The organism is Kyrpidia sp. (assembly GCF_023512215.1).
In the GTDB taxonomy this organism is placed as follows: domain Bacteria; phylum Bacillota; class Bacilli; order Kyrpidiales; family Kyrpidiaceae; genus Kyrpidia; species Kyrpidia spormannii.
Map to the genome: position 1 here is coordinate 1 of NZ_JAILZZ010000053.1, position 19,711 is coordinate 19,711.

The window sequence follows — 19,711 nt, forward strand, 5'->3', positions numbered from 1 at the left end:
CTTCGCATTTGTAACTATTTCCCATATCCATTCCCAATTTTCTTCGACCACCCCCTTGACATTTCACCACTGGGCTTCACGGCCTCTGTGGGAACCATATGCACGGTTCGGACGAACTAGAAGACCCTGTCCGCCACCCGGGCCCTACGACCCAGGTGACCGGCTTTTGAATGTCACTTGAACCGACGATCCGGCCGGGACAAGCCCGCCGGCGGGCACGCTCTGGGAGATCGCCCAGCCATCCCCGGTGGGACTCAGTTTCAGACCCACCGCTGCGCACAGATCTGCGGCGTCCCGCATCGTGAGCCCGGCAAAATCCGGAACAGCCACCTTCCCGTCATCCCTGGCCGGAGTCTGTAACACCACCCCCGCCCCCTTGGCCACCTGAACGCCTGGAGCCGGCCACTGGTGCGCCACAGGACCCGGCTTGCCGGTCAGCCACGCTTTCAGGCCAGCAGCCCGGAGAATTTGCTGGGCTTGCCCGCTGTCCTTCCCCTGCACCGAAGGCACGGTCACGAGATTCTGCGGTGCGGGCGGGGCCGGGTTCGGCGCGCCTTTGGGAGGATTCGCCGCCAGATCCCTGGGATCCGGGGCCACCCCGAGATAAGGCAACACCTGTTCCAGGATCCTTTTTGCCACCGGCGAAGCCACGGTATTTCCGAACTGGAGGGCCACCTTTGGCGCTTCGGCCGTGACGTAGATCAGGACCCGGGGATCATTTGCCGGGGCGAAACCGATAAAAGACGTCCGGTAGCGATCCGGGTAGTATCCCGTATGATTCGGCAAAGGAATCTGGGCGGTGCCCGTCTTCCCGGCTACATGATACCCCGGGATATACGCCGCTTTTGATGTATCTTTGCTCACGACATCCTCCATAATCTGCCGAACCGTGTTCAACACATCCGGGGGAGCCACCCCGTCTCGAATCACCTCGGTCCCTTGGTTCCGCAAGACTGCTCCAGTCTTGGGATCAACCACCTCTTTTAACACATGGGGGCGAACCAGCTTTCCCCCGTCGGCGATTGCCATCACCTCTTCCACTTGCTGGATCGGCGTCACCGCAATGCCTTGCCCAAAAGCGGTTGTCGCCAAATCGATGGGCCGAATGGTCGCGGGATCGAACAACTGGGCCCCGCTTTCACCGGGGAGATCGATCCCGGTCTTGGAATTAAAACCGAATCGATCGATATACTCGTACAGTTTTTCGGCCCCGACCCGTTGCCCCAGGATGACGAATCCCACATTGCTGGAGACGATGACCGCCTGCCGGAAGCTGATGGTTCCAAACCCCGTCCAATTCCAGTCGTGGATCGGCACCCCTTGAACCACGATCTTTCCGGATTGAAAGGTGTCGTTGAGATTCACCTTATGCTCCGCCAGGGCGGCCGTCAAGGTGACCAGCTTAAAAGTTGAACCCGGCTCAAAAGGGTCGGAGATGGCGATGTTCCGGTCCAACACCGATGAACTGGATTTCCAGTACTGATTCGGGTCGAAAGTCGGGCGGTTTGCCATGGCCAGGATTTCCCCGGTTCGGGGGTCGGCCACGATGACGGAGGCCGTTTGCGGATGTGCATCGGCCATGAGCCGGTCGAGTTCCCGTTCGACGATGGCCTGAATGGCGCTGTCGATGGTGAGCACCACATTTTTCCCGTCCACCGGCGGGTCAATCTGCTCCTTCCCGAAGGGGAGCGGATACCCGTTCCGGTCTTTCAAGTACCGGGCGTGACCGGGCTGCCCTTTGAGAATGTTATTGTACTCCAGTTCTACCCCGGCCTGGCCCTCCCCGGTCTCCACGTTCGTGAACCCCAGAACATGGGCCGCCAAACTTCCGCCAGGGTAAACGCGCTTTGTGGTGTCCGTCAAAAATACCCCCGGCAACTTAAGACTGCGAATTTTCTGAGCTAAGTCTTCATCCAGGCGCATTCCCCCGGGGCGCAGTTCGGTCCATTCCCCGGCGGCAGACACCACCTGGTCGATCTGGGCGGGGGTCATGTGCACCAGGGGAGCCAGTTTCGCGACGGCAGCTTCACCGACCACGGGAATGTCCGGAAACTGTCCCGCTTTCGTGTGGAGGACCACGTTGTACGCAGGCACCGTCTCCGCCAGCACCCGGCCGTTGCGGTCTAGGATCTCCCCTCGATTGGCGGGGAGATCCTCATTGGCCACCCACACGTTTTCCGCCTGGGCGGCCCAAGCCGGGGTATCCACCACCTGGATCCAGCCCAGCCGCAATGTGACGGCCGCAAGGGTCGCCACCAATCCCCCGAGCAGCCACACATGCCTTCGGCGTCCGCGTCTCATCGGCTCGCCCCACCTCCCGAGGCCGAGAGCACCCGCCACTGATCCGGGGAAACAGGCACCAGCCCCATCTTTTTCGCCACATCCACCACCCGAGACGGCGCGGAGAGCCGGCTGACCTCGCCCTGCAACACGTTATTCTGCTGTTCGAGATCAGCCACCTGGCCCTGAACCTCCTGGACATGATAGTTGCGGGCTGTGATCGCCGCGTCCCGGGAAATCACCCAGCTTACCACCGCGACGGCCAACAGCACCACGGCGACCAGCGAAACACGGTCGCGCACCACCTCCGGCGATAGGCGGGGAAGCCGCCTTTCTCCACGGCGGGGTTTGACACTCGGTTTTGTCACGACCTGTTTCAATGGTTTCACAGCCGCCATCCCATACACTCCCTTATTCCTGCGCAAGGCGCTCGGCCCCGCGAAGTTTGGCTGAACGGGCCCGGGGATTGCGCGCAAGTTCCTCGGGACCGGGAACGATCGGCCGGCGGCCGATCAGCCGGACCCGCGGCCTACGTCCACAGGTGCACACCGGCGCTTGCGGGGGGCAAATGCAGGACCTGGCCTCCTCAGCGAGAATCCGCTTGACGATACGATCCTCCAGGGAATGGAAGGCAATCACCGCCAACCGCCCGCCCGGGCGAAGGACATCCAGGGCCCCCTTCACCCCCTCCTCCAGCGCTCCCAACTCATCATTCACCGCAATACGCAAGGCTTGAAAGGTCCTTCGCGCGGGATGAGGTCCATGCCGTCGGGAGGCAGCCGGAATGGCCTCCTTGACCAGTTCCGCCAACTCCCCGGTGGTTTCGATGGCCTGGCGTTGTCTCCGCCTCACAATGGCTTTGGCGATGCGGCCCGCCCATCGTTCTTCCCCATAATCCCGGACCACCCGGGCAAGCTCCGCCTCTGGCCAACTGTTGACGATGTCCCGGGCGGTCAGCGTTCCGGAAAGATCCATTCGCATGTCGAGGGGGGCGTCCAAGCGATAGCTAAATCCTCGCTCCGCCTCGTCCACCTGAGGGGAGGACAGCCCCACGTCGAGAAGGATCCCGTCCACGCCCTCGATCACACCGAGACTCCAAAGAATCTCCTTGATGCGACGAAAATTCCCCTTGACGGTCGTCACCCGTCCTCCATAACGGGTCAGACGCTCCTTCGAGGCGGTCAAGGCTTCATCGTCCTGGTCGATACCGATCAGCCGGCCGTCCGGTGCCGAAGCCTCAAGGATCGCCTGGGCGTGCCCTCCCCCTCCCACGGTGCCGTCCACGTACAATCCGCCCGGGCGAGGCTGGAGTATCGCGAGGACCTCGTGAAGCAAAACCGGTTCGTGGCGGAACGCCAACGCACTCCCCCCGATCTTAAAATCCCAGCTCTGCCAGGCTTTCCGCTATGCCGGCAAAAGATTCCTGGGCCTTGTCAAAATACGCATCCCACGCCTCCTTGGCCCACACTTCCACCCGGCTAGAAACCCCGATAATCACGCAATCCTTCTCCAGGGACGCATACTCGCGAAGGGACCCGGGAATCAGAATCCGCCCCTGTCGATCAAATTCGCACTCCGTCGCCCCAGAAAAGAAAAATCGCATGAACGCCCGGGCCTCTGGTCGGGCCACAGGTAGGGTCTTCAACTTTGCTTCGACGCTCTCCCATTCTTTTCGCGGGTAAGCGAAAAGGCAGCGGTCCAACCCCCGGGTCAGAATAAAACCCGGACCGAGGCCTTCCCGAAATTTGGCGGGCATGGTGAGCCGACCTTTGTCGTCCACGGTATGACTGAACTCCCCGATGAACAAGGTCGCTCACCACCCTTCCCCCTAACTCCCCACTTACCCCCACTTTCCACCACACTCTTCATATTCTCCTCGGCAGCAAAAAAATCCTGCCCGAATCGGCAGGATTCCACGTAGTCCTTTTTTTTCCTCGTCATGATTCCCTTTCATCTCCGGTGCCGGCGGGCTTCGTCACCCACCAGACGACCTGACCTTCGGCGGTTTCCTCATCCCGGCTCCCCGTGGCCCGTTCTCCATCACCGCGGGTCTGTTCGAACTTGGATTCTTTCGAAAGCCCGCGCTTCTCCACACCCCGGGCCCCGGGATTCAGTCGGCTCCCTTGACGTCCATCCGCCTTCGGCCGCCCGGACTGCAATTCGGACTCCCGGGATGAGTGCCCTTTTTCGCCCCGGGAATGCTGCGACCCACCAAGGCCCCGGGTCTTACCGCCGTGTTCCATCCCTTCCAACCACTCCGCCGCCGTTCGGGCCCAGCGAGCCACCGCCTTTCGCCCTTGGGGGCTCGCCAACAGCACCGCCCCGGCAACTGCCAACCATATCCAAGACGGATTTCGCGCCTGCCGCCACATATGCTCCCGGCCCCCCTCCATCTGCTGAGGCTAGGATGCCCAAGGCGGTCGGCGCTCATTCTGGGATCGCTCTGTTAAACCGGGTAGACCGCATGTTTGCGCCGAGCAAAGGTCAACTCCTTCGTTTCATAAGCCGCGAATCTCTTGATGAGTTCCTCCCGCAGTCGATCCGGCTCCACGATCTCATCCACCACGAGCTCCCCCGCCAAGCGGTAGATGTCGATATCCCGGCGGTACTCTTCCCGCTTCTCCTCGATAAAACCGGGTCTTTCTGCCTCGGGCAGAGACTGGATCTTGTTACTGTACACGGCGTTCACCGCCGCCTCGGGTCCCATCACTGCGATTTGCGCCCCGGGGAGAGCAATGCAGGCATCGGGTTCAAAGGCCGGACCCGCCATGGCATAAAGCCCGGCTCCGTAGGCTTTGCGGACGATCACCGAAATCTTTGGCACCGTGGCCTCGGAAACGGCGGCGATCATTTTGGCGCCGTGCCGAATAATCCCTTGGCGTTCAACTTTCGTCCCAATCATGAAACCCGGCACGTCCGCCAAGAACAGGAGGGGAATGGAAAAGGCGTCGCAAAGCATGACAAACCGGGCCGCTTTGTCCGCGGAGTCCACAAACAGAACCCCGCCCTTGACCCGGGGTTGATTGGCGACGATCCCCACCGGCCGTCCGTCGATCCGGGCGAGCCCCGTGATCAACTCCTGGGCGAAGAGGCGCTTGATTTCAAAGAATGATCCTTCGTCCACCAGGCGATCGATGACATCGTACATGTTAAAAGGCACATTTTGATTCTCGGGGATAATCGCCGAAAGAGGGCGCTCGCTGGCTTTAGGGGGCCGGCGTTCAGCCCGGGACGGCTTCTCCTGCCAGTTGTTCGGCATGAATCTCAAGTACTCCCGGGCTGCGGCGATCGCCTCTTGTTCATCCTTGGCCAACACATCCCCACAGCCGCTCACCGAGCAGTGCATCCGGGCGCCGCCCATCTCCTCCAAAGTTACCTTCTCCCCGATCACCATCTCCGCCATCCGGGGGGAGCCAAGATACATGCTGGCGTTTCCCTCCACCATAATCACCAGGTCGCAGAAAGCTGGAATATAGGCGCCTCCAGCCGCGGAAGGGCCAAACAACAAACAGATCTGGGGGATCACCCCGGAAAGGCGCACTTGATGGTAAAAAATCCGCCCGGCCCCCCGGCGGCCCGGGAACATCTCCACCTGATCGGTGATCCGGGCGCCCGCCGAATCCACGAGATACAACAGGGGGACGCGCATTTTCTCGGCGAGTTCCTGGATCCGCAGGATCTTTTCCACCGTCCGGGCTCCCCAGGACCCGGCCTTCACCGTGGAATCATTGGCCATAAAGCAGACTGTGCGCCCGTGGATGCGGCCGACTCCCGTCACCACCCCGTCCGCCGGCAACCCCTCCGCCTGGCAATTGGCAAACAACCCCTCTTCAAAAGAAATATCATCGTCCAACAGCAGACGCAATCGGTCACGCACGAACAATTTCCCGTCCCGGCGAAGTTTCTCATGATACTTTTCCTCGCCGCCCCCCAGGATCTTGTTTCGAATGTCTTCGTACCCACTCATGAATCGGACGTCCCCCTTTACCGTGAACATTGGTGCAAATCGGCGTGATCGTTACTGCACGAAGCGCCCCGCCGGGCCCGGAGGTTATGGGCGGGCAAGGTCCGGCCCAAGGCACCTTCGATAAATTCCGCCGCTCCCAGAGCCGCTTCAAAGGAAACCCCGGTCTCCACCCCGCACCCTCGCATGAGGTACAGGACGTCCTCGGTGGCCACGTTCCCCGTGGCCCCGGGGGCGTATGGACAGCCGCCCAGCCCGCCTAAGGAGGCATCGAAAATGTAGACCCCGTGCTCCATGGCCGCATAAATATTCGCAATGGCCATGCCATACGTATCGTGAAAATGCAGCGCCAACCGGTCGATCGACACGTCTTTTAACAGGAGGTCCACCAATCGATGAACATCCGCCGGCGTCGCCACGCCGATGGTATCTCCCACCGATAGCTCGTCGATTCCCATCTCCAAGAGACGCAGGGAGACCTCTCGAACCTGTTCCACGGGTACCCTGCCTTCAAAGGGGCACCCAAAGGCCGTGGAAACGTAACCCCGGACAAACATTCCTCCGGCCTTCGCCTCTTGAACCGCCTCGGCCAGCACCGGGTACGTGTCGGCGATTGACTTGTTGATATTCTTTCGGTTATGGGTCTCACTGGCGGACATGAACACCGCCACGGCCTCCACCCCGATGGCTGCGGCCCGCTCCAGTCCTTTCACATTGGGAACCAGGGCACTGTACTGCACCCCCTCTGCTCGCCGAATCCGCCGCATCACCTCTTCGGCATCCGCCAAAGCCGGAATCCAGCGCGGGTTGACGAAAGATGTTACTTCGATGCGCTTTAGTCCGGTCTCGCTGAGTCGGTCAATCCACGCCACCTTCACGTCCGTCGGAACCACATCCGGCTCATTTTGCAGCCCGTCTCTCGGGCCGACTTCCACGATTTGCACCCGCTGAGGTTGTGTCCCCACTCTCTCGTCACCTCACCTCTCCATGTTCGCTCCATAAAGGCGCTCCTACCCATTTACCATTTTCGACACATCGGGGCAAAATCCTGTCGCTGACCGATCGCTCGTTCAGGTTCCGCAGCGCCTGTTCTCTCGCCCCCCAGGGCTTGCCCTTTTACGCCTTCGGGTATACGCTTATTGTCGACATATGAAAGAGGAACCGGGGTGAAATCGATGGCAGCATCCACCGGGCGGCCACTGGCCGATCACGTGGCATTGATCACCGGGGCATCCGGGGACATCGGCGCAGCCATCGCCAAGGAGCTCGCCGATGCCGGGGCCCATGTGGCCCTGCATTACCACCGTCGTCTGGAGGCCGCCCTTCTCACCGCCTCCGCTTGCCGGGCATCCGGGGTGGAAGCCGTCGTCCTCGAAGCGGATCTCACCCGTAGTGACGAAGCCCGGGATCTCGTCCGCCGGGCCGCCGACTCCCTGGGCCCTCTCCGCATTCTGGTAAACGCGGCGGGTAACACTGCGTACAAGCTCCTCATCGACACCGAAGAGGAAGAATGGGACCACCTCCTCGCCCTAAACCTAAAGGCGGTCTACGCCACCTGCCGGGCGGCTCTCCCAGCCATGATCCGCCGGGGATACGGGCGGATCATCAACATCGCCTCAATCTGGGGGGAAACGGGAGGGGCGGGGGAAGTGGCGTACTCCGCTGCCAAGGGCGGGCTCATCGCCTTCACCCGGGCCCTGGCCAAAGAAGTGGCCCGAACGGGGATAACGGTCAACGCCGTCTCCCCGGGGCCTGTGGACACAGGCATGCTGGGCCCCTTTTCTCCCGAAGAGCGCGCCCAGATCGCCGATCAGATCCCGATCGGACGCCTCGGCACCCCCCAGGACGTGGCTCGGGCTGTTTTGTTTCTCTCCCGGCCGGACAGCGACTGGATCACGGGGCAAACCCTTCGGCCGAACGGTGGACAATACCCTTGAAGGCCCTTGAGCTGAAAACCCAGGATCAGTAGCCCCCTGCGGACATAAAAAACCCGCGGTCCTCGCCGCGGGTGACGGGATCATGGAAAACCCTTCAGGTCGCTCAATGATCGCAACAACCGGGCTCATCGGCCCCGTCCGCCGTACGGAACGAATGACCGCATCCGCAGGTGGAGACCGCGTTGGGGTTGTGAATCTTAAACCCCGCCCCGGTGAGGGTATCCACGTAATCGATCTCCGCCCCGGTGAGGTACGGAGCGCTCATCGGGTCGATCACCACCCGGACACCTTCGGACTCCACGACATTGTCCTCATTCTTCGGCTCATCCAGGGCCATGCCGTAGCTGAAACCGCTGCAGCCCCCGGCTTTGATGAACACCCGAACCGCCAGATCCTCGCGCCCTTTGTCGGCAATGAGTTCCTTGAGCTTCCCGGCCGCTTCCTGGGTCAGCGTTATCATCCACTCAACACCTCCCGGTAAGATCGATTGCCTACACGACCAGTGTATCCCCTCTGCCCTTTGAAAAGCAAGTCTTTTCGCGACAATTATACGGCCGGATCCCACAAATCCCGAATTAGATAAAAAGCCGCTTCGCGATTGTCCCAAATCGCTTCCGCCACCGCCGTGGAAAACATGCCCGATCGGGCCATGCGGTACAGTTCCGCCAGGCTTTCGATCGGGTACAGGGCCCGGTTCACTTTGTCCAAAAACAGCCGACCTTTGTCATCTTCGTGAACGCGCTCGGCGTACGCAAGATTGAGTCGTTCTGACAAATCATCCCCCGCAAAAGTCTCCACCACCGCACAGTATCGAAAAGCGGTGTCCACGTAAAGAAGGTGCTGGGTCGGAGTCCCCTCGGCTTTTTTCTGCTGCAGGATCTCCAAGGCACGCAACATCCGCTCCGCAGCCTCCGCTTGCTTGACCCGCTGGTACTGTTCTGTGACATCCTGCCCCAAGGCATCGAACACCTTGCCATCTTTCATGGTCAACGGATAGACGAATTCTTGATCCACCGGAATCCCCCCTGGCGGAAACAGGCCCCGTCATCCGGTGTGGAGCGGCCTTAACCCGATCTTTACTCCACAGTATACCACATGTGGGGCAATATGCGCGAATTTTGATGCGCAGAAATAAAAAGAAGGGCGGGAGCCTAGGTCCGGGCCCCCGCCTTCCCCCGGTTTGCCCGCTCCCGCTCGGATTTCGACAAAATCCGCTTCCGGAGCCGCACCGCTTTCGGGGTGATTTCGCAGTACTCGTCGTCGGCCAGATACTCCAGGGCGGCTTCTAAGGACATTTTGCGCGGCGTCTTCAGCCGGATGCCTTCTTCTTTTGTTGAAGCCCGCATATTGGTGACGTGTTTCGCCTTGCACACGTTGACAGTGATATCCTGTTCCCGGGAATGCTCGCCGACGATCATGCCCTCGTACACCTCGACGCCGGGCTCGATAAACATGACGCCCCGGTCCTGGACGGACTCAATGCCATAGGCGGTGGCCGTCCCCTCCACCGCGGCGATCAACACCCCTTGACTGCGGCCGGGGAGCCCCTCCTCCCGGGGGCGGTAATCGTAGAACCGGTGGTGCATCACCCCGTTCCCCCGGGTTTCAGTGAGAAAGCGGCTGCGGTAGCCGATCAACCCCCGGGTGGGAACGATGAATTCCAATCGGCTCGTCCCTTGGCCGGTCGGCTCCATATTTTGGAGTTCACCCTTGCGCGCGCCGATCTGTTCCATGACCACGCCCACAAACTCTTCGGGTACATCCACGGTCAACCACTCGTAAGGTTCGTAGAGCCGGCCATCCCGCTCTTTCAGGATCACCCGGGGCCTGGACACCTGAAGCTCGTACCCTTCCCGGCGCATCGTCTCGATCAGAATCGATAAGTGCAGCTCCCCCCTCCCGGCCACCCGCCAGGCGTCCGGACTGTCCGTGTCTTCCACCCGCAAGCTCACGTCCCGCTCGGTCTCCCGGTAGAGCCGCTCCCGCAGCTGGCGGGAGGTCACAAAGGTCCCTTCCCGGCCGGCAAAGGGGCTGTCGTTAATGAGAAACGTCATCTCGATCGTGGGCTCCTCCACCTCAATAGCCGGCAGGGGCTCCGGATGATCGGGGTCGGCCAGGGTTTCACCGACGGTGATATCCGGGATCCCCGCCACCCCCACGAGATCACCGGTCCCGGCGTTCTCCAACTCCACCCGGGAGAGGCCGACAAAGCCGTACAATTTTTGCACCCGGACCGAGCGCGGTTCCGTCCCGGGAGAAACCAGCGCCAGCCTCTGGCCTGAAGTCAGCGTCCCCCGGTAGATCCGGCCCACGCCGATGCGCCCCAGGTACTCATCATAATCCAGCCGGGTGACCTGAAACTGCAGGGGACCGGAAGGATCTCCCCCGGGGGCCGGAATCCGATGGATGATCGCTTCAAAGAGTGGCCCCAGGTCCTTGCCCGGAACCGCCGGGTCCAAGGTGGCCGTTCCTTGCACGGCCGAGGCGTAGAGGACGGGAAAATCCAATTGTTCATCCGAGGCCTCAAGGGTCAGAAACAGATCGTACACCTGCTCCAGGACCTCCTCGGGCCGGGCCTGGGGGCGATCCATCTTGTTCAACACCACGATGGGCGCCAACCCGGCCGCCAAGGCTTTGCGCAGGACGAATTTGGTCTGGGGCATCACCCCTTCAAAAGCGTCCACCACCAAAAGCACGCCGTCCACCATGCGGATAATCCGCTCCACCTCGCCGCTAAAATCCGCGTGTCCCGGGGTGTCGACGATGTTGATCACGTACTCCCCGTAGCGAATGGAGGTGTTTTTGGCGAGAATGGTGATGCCCCGCTCCCGCTCCAATTCTCCCTGATCCATGACCCGTTCTTCTACCCGGGCCCCTTCGCGAAACGAGCCGGATTGCCGCAGCATCTGGTCCACCAGGGTCGTCTTGCCGTGATCCACGTGGGCCACGATGGCCACATTGCGCAGATGCCTCTGTTCGGTCATCCGGCCACACCTCTCTCTCCAATGATGACGGCGGGGACCTCCCGCAACCCGGATACGTGATGCAACCGCGAATAGTACGACTCCGGGATCACCGCGTGGTCGAACTCCCAGGGTTGCTCTTCCGGCACGTGAATCGCCGTCAAACCCAGCTCCAGGGCCGGCAGAATATCGCTTCGCAAAGAGTTCCCCACCATCCACGCGCCTCCGGCGGGAAGGTCAAACTGATGGAGCAGCTCGCCCAATCGGACGCGGTCTTTAAACGGAGTGACAAACCGCCTCTCCGGATCGAAAAATCGGCTCAGCCCGGACTGTTCCAGTTTCCGGAGCTGAACCTCGGGATCCCCGCCGGTATAAAGATATAGGACATGTCCCCGATCCCGCAACTCCTCGAGGCTTTCCCGGGCATAGGGGTAGAGAATGACCGGAGACTCGTAGACCCGGTAACCCAGGGCGAGCAAAGACCGTTCCTCCTCGGGCTCCGCTTTGCGCCCGAACCGCTTACAAAATATGCGGTAGGTTTCCACCAAGGACTGGGGAAAATGATCTTTCTGCAAGCCGCCCTTCTCCACCTGCTCCAGATCGATCCGGGACTGTGTCGCCCAAATCTCCCGGCCCGTCACCCCGCCCCGCCCGAACCAACTCAGCATTTGCTCTACAAAATTCCTGCGGACACGAAGAAAGTGCACATTACAGTGCACCAAGGTATCATCCAGATCAAAGATAATGTGCTCTTTGTCCTTCTTCACTGGTATCCACCCGTTCGGGGCAGACCAAAGCGGCCGGTTCTAGCGGCTGAACAGCGCAACGACCACCCATACCGCCACCGCCGCCAACACCCCGAGCAGCGCCCAAAAGCCGAAGCCTCCACCGTAGGGGCCAAACAAACCGGTCAAAAACCCCGTGGTCCAGGGCATGGGTTTCCCGGGGTAGGCGTGGTATTCCTTTTCTCCTCCCGCTGTCACTGCGCCTTCCCGCCGCTTTTGATCGCCCGATTCTGTGCGTTTTTCCTCTCGCCTGGGCATCCGTCGTCCACCTTTCCTCGGGGCATTTTGCCCCTAGTATCGGCCGGCCCGACGGACTTATGCGTACTTCGAGCCCCATTCCATCATCGACTCAAGGACAATATTCAATGACCGCCCCTTCTCCGTCAGGGTGTACTCCACCCGGGGTGGAGAAGCGTCCGGATAAACCGTTCGCTCGACAATTCCGTGTTCTTCCAGCTCTTTCAGCCGCTCGGACAACACCTTGTCCGTGATCTGCAAGTTTCGCCCGATCTCCGCAAACCGGCGCTTCCCCCGAAACAACTCCCGAATAATCAAGACCATCCATTTCTTGCCGATGACCTGAAGAGTGCGCTCAATTGGGCACGCTGCATCGCCCATATTCCCTCATCCCCTCAACCCCTGCCCATCCCCGGGGTGGCCTCGGGCTTACCGATGGGTAGGATACTTACCCATTTATTATACGGAATGCCCAACCGTCGGTCAACCATAGAATGTCGAATCCCGTCGAAAACAAAAAGCCGGGGCCGGGTGACACCTCTGTCGCCCGAACCCCAGCTTATAGAATTGGGATGCTATTCAGCAACGGATGGCGCAGACGCCGTTCCGCCGCCAGAATTTTGACCGGCCGCGGTTTTGAGGAGCACCGCCACCGCCTCGGCCCGGGTTGTCAAACCTTCCGGCTCAAACTGGTTGTCACCCCTCCCGACCAACAGTCCGGCCTCTTGGGCCACCGCCACAAACCTCCGGGCCCACTCGGGAATGGCGCTGTCATCGGCAAAGGTGGTGTGGGCGCCAGCCATCACCGGCAACCCCGCCGCTTTGGCGATGATCACCCCAAGTTCCGCCCGGCTGATCAGCCGATCGGGTCGAAAATATCCATCGTCGTACCCTTTGAGGACCCCGAGGACCGTCCCGGCCGCCACCGCATCCCGGGCCCAGTCGGGAATCCCGTCCCGGTCCAGATAATGCGGCGGCTGGTCAACCGGGGCCGTCCACCCGAAGGCTTTCATGGCCATGACAGCAAATTCGCCCCGGGTCACCGGCTGATCGGGCCGAAAGCTGCCGTCGGGAAATCCGGTCACCCATCCCCGGGCCGCCGCCTCCCGGATCAGGGCCTCCGCCCAGTGGCCCTTGATGTCGGTGAAATCCGGACCCTGAGGCGTCACACGCTGGACGGTGACCTGCAGCTGTACCGTCTTGCCCTGATAGGTTACGGTCATCTCCGCCGTGCCCGGCGCCTTCGCCGTCACCCGGCCCAGGCTATCCACCTCCGCCACGGCGGGATCGGAACTCTGATAGGTCGCCAGCCCCGTCACGTCTTGCTTCCACCCGCCCGCGTACTCGGCGTACGCTTGGAGGGACCGGCTCTCCCCGACTTTCAGGTCCAGGGACTCGGGCCCGACAACCAGGCGAAGCAGGACAGGACCGGAACCTCCCCCGCCGCCTCCCCCGGAGGACGGCGAAACGACCTTCACCGTCGCCGTCGCATCAGGGAGATTGGGGACATCGACCAAATTCGGGAATGATGCCGTCAACGTCGCCGTCCCGGCCTGATTCCCCGTCACTTTCCATACCGGCTCCACTTTTGCCACATCGGCCACTCCGGGATCCGAAGACACAACCGTCGCCCAGGTGGTGATATGCCAACGATTTCCGTCCGAATACTGCGCGGACAATACCGCATCCCGGCTCTCCCCGACATTCATCTCATACTGCGGCGGTTCAAACGCCAGTCCTCCCGAGAACAGGGCCAAGAGAAACGGCCGGCTCTTGCCCGGGTCGATGCCCCATATTCCGTTGAATTCCCAACCCTGGAAGCTCGCCTGCTGCATCATGTCCGACGTGGATAACCCCGTGGCCCCCACCGGATCACCGTTGTCGTTCGCCCCAGCAGCCTTGTCTTGTCCCGTCGCGCCTGTATCCCAGTAGCAACCGTCGGCGGTGCCTTGTTCTTCGTTGTATCCGATCAGCCCGCCGACTGTCACGTCAGTACCTTGCCCCGTCACTTTTCCCGCCGCGTAAGCGTTATACACTCCTGTCGAATTGTCTCCCACCAGCCCGCCTACAGTTAAACTCGCTCCGTTCCACAGCACATCTCCCTGAGCGTAACTGTTCTCAATGGCGGTGGAGTACGGCCCTCTATTGAACCCGACCAAGCCGCCCACGGAAGAGGAGTCGCCGGATCCCCCCACGTCGCCCGCCGCATAACTGATGCTCACACGGCCCATATTGTCTCCCACCAGCCCGCCGACAGCGCCCTCATCGCCGGTTACGGCGACTTGACCGGTTGAGTAGCTGTACGCAATGACCCCGCCGGTTGGGGGATCAGTGCCTCCTTGAGCCTCATTCACCCCCACCAGCCCGCCGGCAGTGACAGAAGTAGAAGGATCCGCTGCGACACCCACCTTTCCCTCAGCATGACTGCGGATGATCGTACCGCCATTATTATATCCGACCAGCCCGCCGACACTGTCGGACGCACCGCCGGTTACCGCGACACCACCGGTCGAGTAGCTGTACTCGATGACCCCGCCGGTTGGGGCATCAGTGTCTCCTTGAACGTCATTCCACCCCACCAGCCCGCCGGCAGTGACAGAAGTGTCCCGCGCTTCGACACGCACGTTTCCCTCAGAATGACTGCGGATGATGGTGCCCTGATTATGTCCGGCTAACCCACCATAACGGGGAAAGGTACCCCCAGAGCCTGAAACATCCCCTCCGGCGTAGCTATCCTGCACGCTACCCTGGTTCTCTCCGATAAGGCCGCCCACAATCGAAAGCCAACCATAGGTGTTCGCCACGTCATTCACATGCACGCTGCCGGTCGAATGACTGCCGGACACGGAGCCGGCATTGTTCCCCACCAGCCCGCCGATCCAGTTCCCGGCACCGTTAACCGTCACCGCCCCGTCGGCGTGGCTGTCTTGAATCGTAGAACCCTCCGTGTTTGTTCCCACAAGTCCGCCGATGGTGGCGTTGGTCGCGGTGGCCGTAATGCTGACCAAAGCCGAGCTGTCCACAATGGATCCGACGTCATCGGTTCTGCGATCGCCGTTCAAGCCGGCCAGACCACCGATAGAGACAACTCCTCCATTTACCGTCAAAGTCCCTGCCACCTGACTGTTTCGTACGGTGCCGCGATTTGTCCCCACCAACACCCCCACCCAAAACTGCCCGTCACCGGTTGTGATCTGTACGTTGTCCAGGGTGAGGTTTCTTATCTCCCCTCCGCTGTCCAGGGTCCCGATCAGGCCGACGGTGTCCGCCGTGGTGGTGGTGATCGTCAAGCCCGTGATCGTGTGCCCTCTTCCGTCTAATTCTCCGGCAAACGAGGGAATCGGCTCCCATTCCGTGCCGCCGAGATCAATATCCCGCCCCAGCACAAAAACTGTTCCGGGAGTCGTGGTCATGTTCCGCAGGGCATCCAATTGATACCTGTTCGTGATCACGTACGGATTTGTTTGGCTTCCGTCTCCGTCCATACCCGCCGGCCCGTTGCCGGCCCGCACCGTCCCCGGCTGCCACCCCGCGGCACTCACCATCAGCCCGATCAAACCGATTACGGCCACCCGGCGAATCCTCGCTGTCCACCCTTTCATCCGCATTCCCCCTGTCCGCTGTTTCCCGAGTTAAGCTGCACCCGTCGAATCACCACCCTCAGGGGTCTCGATCCATCAGGTCCCCCGTTTCGCTACACGCTATCACACCTGCGGCCTTTACCGGAGCCACGGAGGCCGTGGCCGAAAGGCTTTATACCATCCTCCGCACTGCCCCCGTTCCCGTTAGCTACAGGCGCGCATATGATTATAAGAATTGAACCTTAAAACCAATTAAAAATTTATCCATGTTATTCCTATTCTCCAAGAAAGAGTGGACCCGCCGTGCAATGAACGCAGGACACGGAACCGTGAGCACAGCCCGTCGCCCCACGGTCACCGCTCCAGAACCCCTCGCCAACCGGATCGCCGTTCCTCCGCCCGGGACATAACCGGCCACCATCACCTTGGCAGCAGGGTGCCGGGCCTTGATCCACAACCCCAGATCCGCCAAATCATCTTCGATTTGGCCGACATCGTCCAGATCACCCCGGCGGACGGGAGGTTCTCCATATCCCGCAGATCAGGCGTGTACACCGCCGCCAAGCCCCTGAACGAAACGTTTCTCCCATGATCAACGAGGTGAACGGGAAATTCGGCAGCCCGCTCCAAATCGATCAATGGTCCCGCAGATAGCTCTCCAGATCGGCAAAAGGTGAATCGGCCACCACGAATCGGAGATGGTTCACCTCGGGCGCGGCCATCAAAGCGGCGGCCGCCTCCATCGAAAATCCGATCAGACCGATTTGTTCATTCCCAAGACTCTTCGCATAATCAATGGCGGAAAGCAAATCCGCCTTTTCAAATTGCCCGATACTCGTGATGTCTTTTTCCGATTCACCGGAATTGCGGAAATCGAACAGAAGCGATGCAACCCCTTGTTCATGAAGCGCTTTGACCAGGGGAAGCACCGGCTCCTCGACGGAACGGTTGTCCCGGTACCCGTGCGCAAAAATGACGATTCTTCTGCTGTCTTGCCCGGGAATCAGCCAACCTTTCAACAACACATGGCCCAAAGTGCTGTGAAATTGAACGTCTTTCTTTTCAAGTCCGTAATCGGCCGGATAGACGGTGATCGGTTTTTCCTGCGGGTGCGTCAACTGCCATCCGGCATAACCGGATATGCCCATCAGGGACAGAGCGGCCATGAGGATGGCCGCAGCCGCGACGACCAACCATATTCTCATTTTCCCGACGGTTGTGCCGCATTTCACTCGTTCAAACCTGATCGTCTCCGATTCTCTCACGTCGAAATCTCCTTTCGGGCAGGTACAGGAGGAGATGTTTCCTTTCGGCCTCATATCGGTCCCGGCCACGTTAGAAGTCGATGATCGGCAACAGGACATGGGCGCCGCCGCCTCACTTTAGCACGTCCATCTTAAAACTCGTTAAAACACAGCACCGGGAAAGAGCCGAATGAGGCATCCGCCGGGAAGTTATTCCGGGGCAGTTTCTCACTTTCGGAATGTGAATGGCGGCACTCGGACACAGAAATGGGCATGGCCGAGCGGAGGCTGCGCATGTTCCGGTGTACAGAGCCCTGAACCTGCCACGCTCCCGCCCCGACATCGCGAACATGCGGCCGTCTGCATCGGCACCGTCCGAATGACACAAGAAGCCGGGCTCCGGCGTCATCATACCCGGAAGCCCGGCTTCTTTTTTCCCCACCTCACCGACTGAACGTTTGCACCACCGGTCGAAGGCGGTCCCGGGGTCGCCCGTTCCCGGCCCGGTTCAGGGCCGGCTCTTTCTTCACGGCGCAAACGACGTGCCGCCCGCCGTCCTGCCTTCCAGCAGCACGGCCACCGCCTCGGCCCGGGTCGTGATCCCAGCCGGCTCAAACCGGTTCTCGCCCCGGCCATGCATCAGGCCTGCCTGCTTCACCGCAGCCACAGAGGACCGCGCCCAGCCCGGAATCGCTCCGTCGTCCGCAAATCCCGTTGCGGCTCCCGGCTCCGCACTCAGCCCCAGCGCCCTGGCGACCATCACCGCCATCTCCGCCCGGCTGATTTGCGCATCCGCCCGGAACGTGCCGTCCTCGTAGCCGTGCAGAATTCCCGCCTGCACACAGGCCGCCACGAACGGCCGCGCCCAATCGGGAATCGATGCCGCATCGGCAAAAGGCAAGGCCGCTGTTCCCTCCGGCACCGCCAGCCTAAGGGCTTTGGCCAGCAACACCGCGAACTGCGCCCGGGTCACCGGCTCATCCGGGTGGAATGTCCCGTCCGGATAGCCTTTCACCCAGCCCTGGCCCACCGCCGTCTTGATCAGCGATTCGGCCCAGTGGCCCGCCGTGTCCGCGAAGGCACCGCCTTGGTTCGGCGGCGGGGGCGTGGGTGTCTCCTTCACCGCGAACACCGCGAACTTGGTGAAGTGACTCACCGTGGCGATCGCCGTGTTCCCCTCGACGGTAGTGGGGACCTTCACCCACTGTTGTTGCTGTTCATCATAGTAGAACACGGCCACTTCGGCCCCGTCGACCAGCGAGGAGTCGAACTGAATCCGGATGGTCACCGGTTGGTTGAACGTGCCCGCCGGATCCCGGGTGATCTCAAAGACCGAGCTGACAGGCACCATGCCCGCCCCGGCCGCCGGCTGCTGAGACGGCGCGACGACTTCGATGGTAACCCGCACGGTCCCGCTGAACGCTCCTTGCGGCACGATCACCTTCACGGAGTTCCCGAGGCTCACTTCCCCGCCGGATCCGGACGGGATCTGCAAATTGCCGTTGTCCGAGCGGACGACATTGGTGCTGCCGCCACCGCTGCCTCCACCTCCGCCTCCGCCACCGCCGCCTCCGCCACCGCCGCCACCACCACCGGGCTTCAATGCGGCCCCGACTAGTGAGTCGGGGATAACGCGATGCGCAGCCGCGCGGCCAGCGAGACCGGCCGTATGGTCGCGACCTCGGGGGTGTCCGGTGGGGCCAACGTCGCGGAGGCACGCCCCGGCGAGTGGTTGACCTGCTCAGGCACCGGCGCCTCCGCCACACTCACGCGGCCAGCCTACGGCCGCCCGGTGGCCAACCGGCCGTCGGGTGGACAGCGGGAGATCGCCGTCACCGGGACGGGGCAGGGGCCAGATCACCGGGTCACTTGGTCGTGCTGGTCGTCGGGGACGGGTTCAGGTGCTGGGCGAGAAAGCTCCGGATCGCGGCCCGGACCTCGGCCCCGGCCGCCGTGCCGGCCTCGACCAGCTTCACCCCGTGCTCGGGCGAGTCGACCACGAGCAGGCTGCGCAGCGACTCGGGGGTCGCCTCGTTGATCTCCTCGGCGTAGACCTCGTAGTCGCCGTCGGACTCCCCCGCGATGTACAGCGCCGGGGACTTCAGCTCCACGGCGGCCCGCTCGGCGTTGACGCCGTCGAACGTCGACGGTGGCGAGATCGCGACCACGGCATCCAGCGGCGGGGTGATCGCCGCCGCGGCCACGATGCTCATCGTCGCCCCCATGGAGGCCCCGATCACGGCCACCCGCGGCGTCCCCCGCTCGCGCAGGTAGGTGACCGCGGTTCGAATGTCCTCCAGGTAGGTCTTCGAATCCGTCGGCGAGGAGGCGCCGAACCCGGCGAAGTCGAACGCCACCACCCGGTACCCCTGCTCGGCCAGCACGATGGCGTACCGGAGCCACTGGCACATGTTCGCGTCGCTCTGGTGGGCGAGCACCACGCCCTTGGGGCCGGAGCCGTACTCGACCGCGGCGATGGACAGATCGGCGGCGTTGGTCAGGTGCAGGGTCAGTCCCTGCGTGGCCAGCTCGCGGCAGTCCACGCCGACAGGCGGCAGCGTCACGTCCGGGCTGGCGCTCGGGGTGGTGGTCGGCGGCGGCTCGGGGTCTGGCGGCGGCTCCGGAGTGCAGCCGGCGATCGCGAGCAGCAGTGCGCTCGCCACCGCGACCAGCGGGCGGCGAACGCGGGCCATGGGTCGGCCTCCAGGATTGCGTACCGG

18 protein-coding genes are annotated in these 19,711 nt (G+C 61.9%); 1 reads left to right on the forward strand and 17 read right to left on the reverse strand.

The annotated features are described in order from the left end of the window. Window positions 1–144: 144 nt before the first annotated feature. The 7 genes from K6T64_RS14160 to K6T64_RS14190 form a co-directional block, all read right to left on the reverse strand. A complete protein-coding gene (locus K6T64_RS14160; RefSeq protein ID WP_288010753.1) occupies window positions 145–2,301 on the reverse strand; it encodes a PASTA domain-containing penicillin-binding protein in 2,157 nt (718 codons plus the stop codon). Further along, window positions 2,298–2,678: an FtsB/FtsL family cell division protein gene (locus tag K6T64_RS14165; protein WP_100667533.1), complete on the reverse strand. Its 381-nt coding sequence runs from the start codon at window positions 2,676–2,678 to the stop codon at window positions 2,298–2,300. The genes K6T64_RS14160 and K6T64_RS14165 overlap by 4 nt, the downstream gene beginning before the upstream one ends. Before the next feature lie 13 nt (window positions 2,679–2,691). Continuing rightward, window positions 2,692–3,639, reverse strand: coding sequence for a 16S rRNA (cytosine(1402)-N(4))-methyltransferase RsmH (gene rsmH / locus K6T64_RS14170; RefSeq protein ID WP_288010754.1), 948 nt, complete (start codon window positions 3,637–3,639; stop codon window positions 2,692–2,694). Between the two features lie 16 nt (window positions 3,640–3,655). Continuing rightward, on the reverse strand, window positions 3,656–4,087 hold the full coding sequence (gene mraZ, locus K6T64_RS14175) for a division/cell wall cluster transcriptional repressor MraZ (protein WP_100667531.1): 432 nt from the start codon (window positions 4,085–4,087) through the stop codon (window positions 3,656–3,658). Window positions 4,088–4,217: 130 nt separating this feature from the next. Beyond that, entirely contained in the window at window positions 4,218–4,652 is a 435-nt protein-coding gene (locus K6T64_RS14180; RefSeq protein WP_288010755.1) for a hypothetical protein, read from the reverse strand. Between the two features lie 74 nt (window positions 4,653–4,726). After that, window positions 4,727–6,247, reverse strand: coding sequence for an acyl-CoA carboxylase subunit beta (locus K6T64_RS14185; RefSeq protein ID WP_198592162.1), 1,521 nt, complete (start codon window positions 6,245–6,247; stop codon window positions 4,727–4,729). Between the two features lie 17 nt (window positions 6,248–6,264). Further along, on the reverse strand, window positions 6,265–7,209 hold the full coding sequence (locus K6T64_RS14190) for a hydroxymethylglutaryl-CoA lyase (RefSeq protein ID WP_100667528.1): 945 nt from the start codon (window positions 7,207–7,209) through the stop codon (window positions 6,265–6,267). A 210-nt stretch (window positions 7,210–7,419) separates the two neighbouring features. Here K6T64_RS14190 and ymfI point away from each other — a divergent pair, with 210 nt between their 5' ends. Beyond that, on the forward strand, window positions 7,420–8,181 hold the full coding sequence (gene ymfI / locus K6T64_RS14195; protein ID WP_288010762.1) for an elongation factor P 5-aminopentanone reductase: 762 nt from the start codon (window positions 7,420–7,422) through the stop codon (window positions 8,179–8,181). Window positions 8,182–8,284: 103 nt separating this feature from the next. On the opposite strand, the gene erpA is transcribed toward ymfI, so the two are convergent. From erpA to K6T64_RS14245, 10 genes are all read right to left on the reverse strand, one after another. Further along, window positions 8,285–8,641, reverse strand: a complete 357-nt coding sequence (gene erpA, locus K6T64_RS14200) for an iron-sulfur cluster insertion protein ErpA (protein WP_100667527.1) — start codon at window positions 8,639–8,641, stop codon at window positions 8,285–8,287. Between the two features lie 86 nt (window positions 8,642–8,727). Beyond that, window positions 8,728–9,195 carry a hypothetical protein gene (locus K6T64_RS14205; protein WP_100667526.1) on the reverse strand — a complete coding sequence of 156 codons (468 nt, stop codon included), beginning with the start codon at window positions 9,193–9,195 and terminating at the stop codon, window positions 8,728–8,730. Between the two features lie 137 nt (window positions 9,196–9,332). Continuing rightward, entirely contained in the window at window positions 9,333–11,165 is a 1,833-nt protein-coding gene (gene typA / locus K6T64_RS14210) for a translational GTPase TypA (RefSeq protein WP_288010756.1), read from the reverse strand. Continuing rightward, window positions 11,162–11,911, reverse strand: a complete 750-nt coding sequence (locus K6T64_RS14215; protein WP_157935424.1) for an HAD family hydrolase — start codon at window positions 11,909–11,911, stop codon at window positions 11,162–11,164. Before K6T64_RS14215 ends, typA begins: the two co-directional genes overlap by 4 nt. Before the next feature lie 39 nt (window positions 11,912–11,950). Then, window positions 11,951–12,187, reverse strand: coding sequence for a hypothetical protein (locus K6T64_RS14220; protein ID WP_288010757.1), 237 nt, complete (start codon window positions 12,185–12,187; stop codon window positions 11,951–11,953). A 57-nt stretch (window positions 12,188–12,244) separates the two neighbouring features. Next, complete coding sequence (locus tag K6T64_RS14225; RefSeq protein WP_013075862.1) at window positions 12,245–12,547, reverse strand: winged helix-turn-helix transcriptional regulator; 303 nt, start codon at window positions 12,545–12,547, stop codon at window positions 12,245–12,247. Between the two features lie 194 nt (window positions 12,548–12,741). Further along, window positions 12,742–15,768 carry an S-layer homology domain-containing protein gene (locus K6T64_RS14230; protein WP_288010758.1) on the reverse strand — a complete coding sequence of 1,009 codons (3,027 nt, stop codon included), beginning with the start codon at window positions 15,766–15,768 and terminating at the stop codon, window positions 12,742–12,744. A 614-nt stretch (window positions 15,769–16,382) separates the two neighbouring features. Beyond that, window positions 16,383–17,012: an alpha/beta hydrolase gene (locus tag K6T64_RS14235; protein WP_288010759.1), complete on the reverse strand. Its 630-nt coding sequence runs from the start codon at window positions 17,010–17,012 to the stop codon at window positions 16,383–16,385. 505 nt (window positions 17,013–17,517) lie between these two features. Beyond that, window positions 17,518–18,594, reverse strand: coding sequence for an S-layer homology domain-containing protein (locus tag K6T64_RS14240; RefSeq protein ID WP_288010760.1), 1,077 nt, complete (start codon window positions 18,592–18,594; stop codon window positions 17,518–17,520). A 262-nt stretch (window positions 18,595–18,856) separates the two neighbouring features. Next, window positions 18,857–19,684, reverse strand: a complete 828-nt coding sequence (locus K6T64_RS14245) for an alpha/beta hydrolase family protein (protein ID WP_288010761.1) — start codon at window positions 19,682–19,684, stop codon at window positions 18,857–18,859. Window positions 19,685–19,711: the final 27 nt, after the last annotated feature.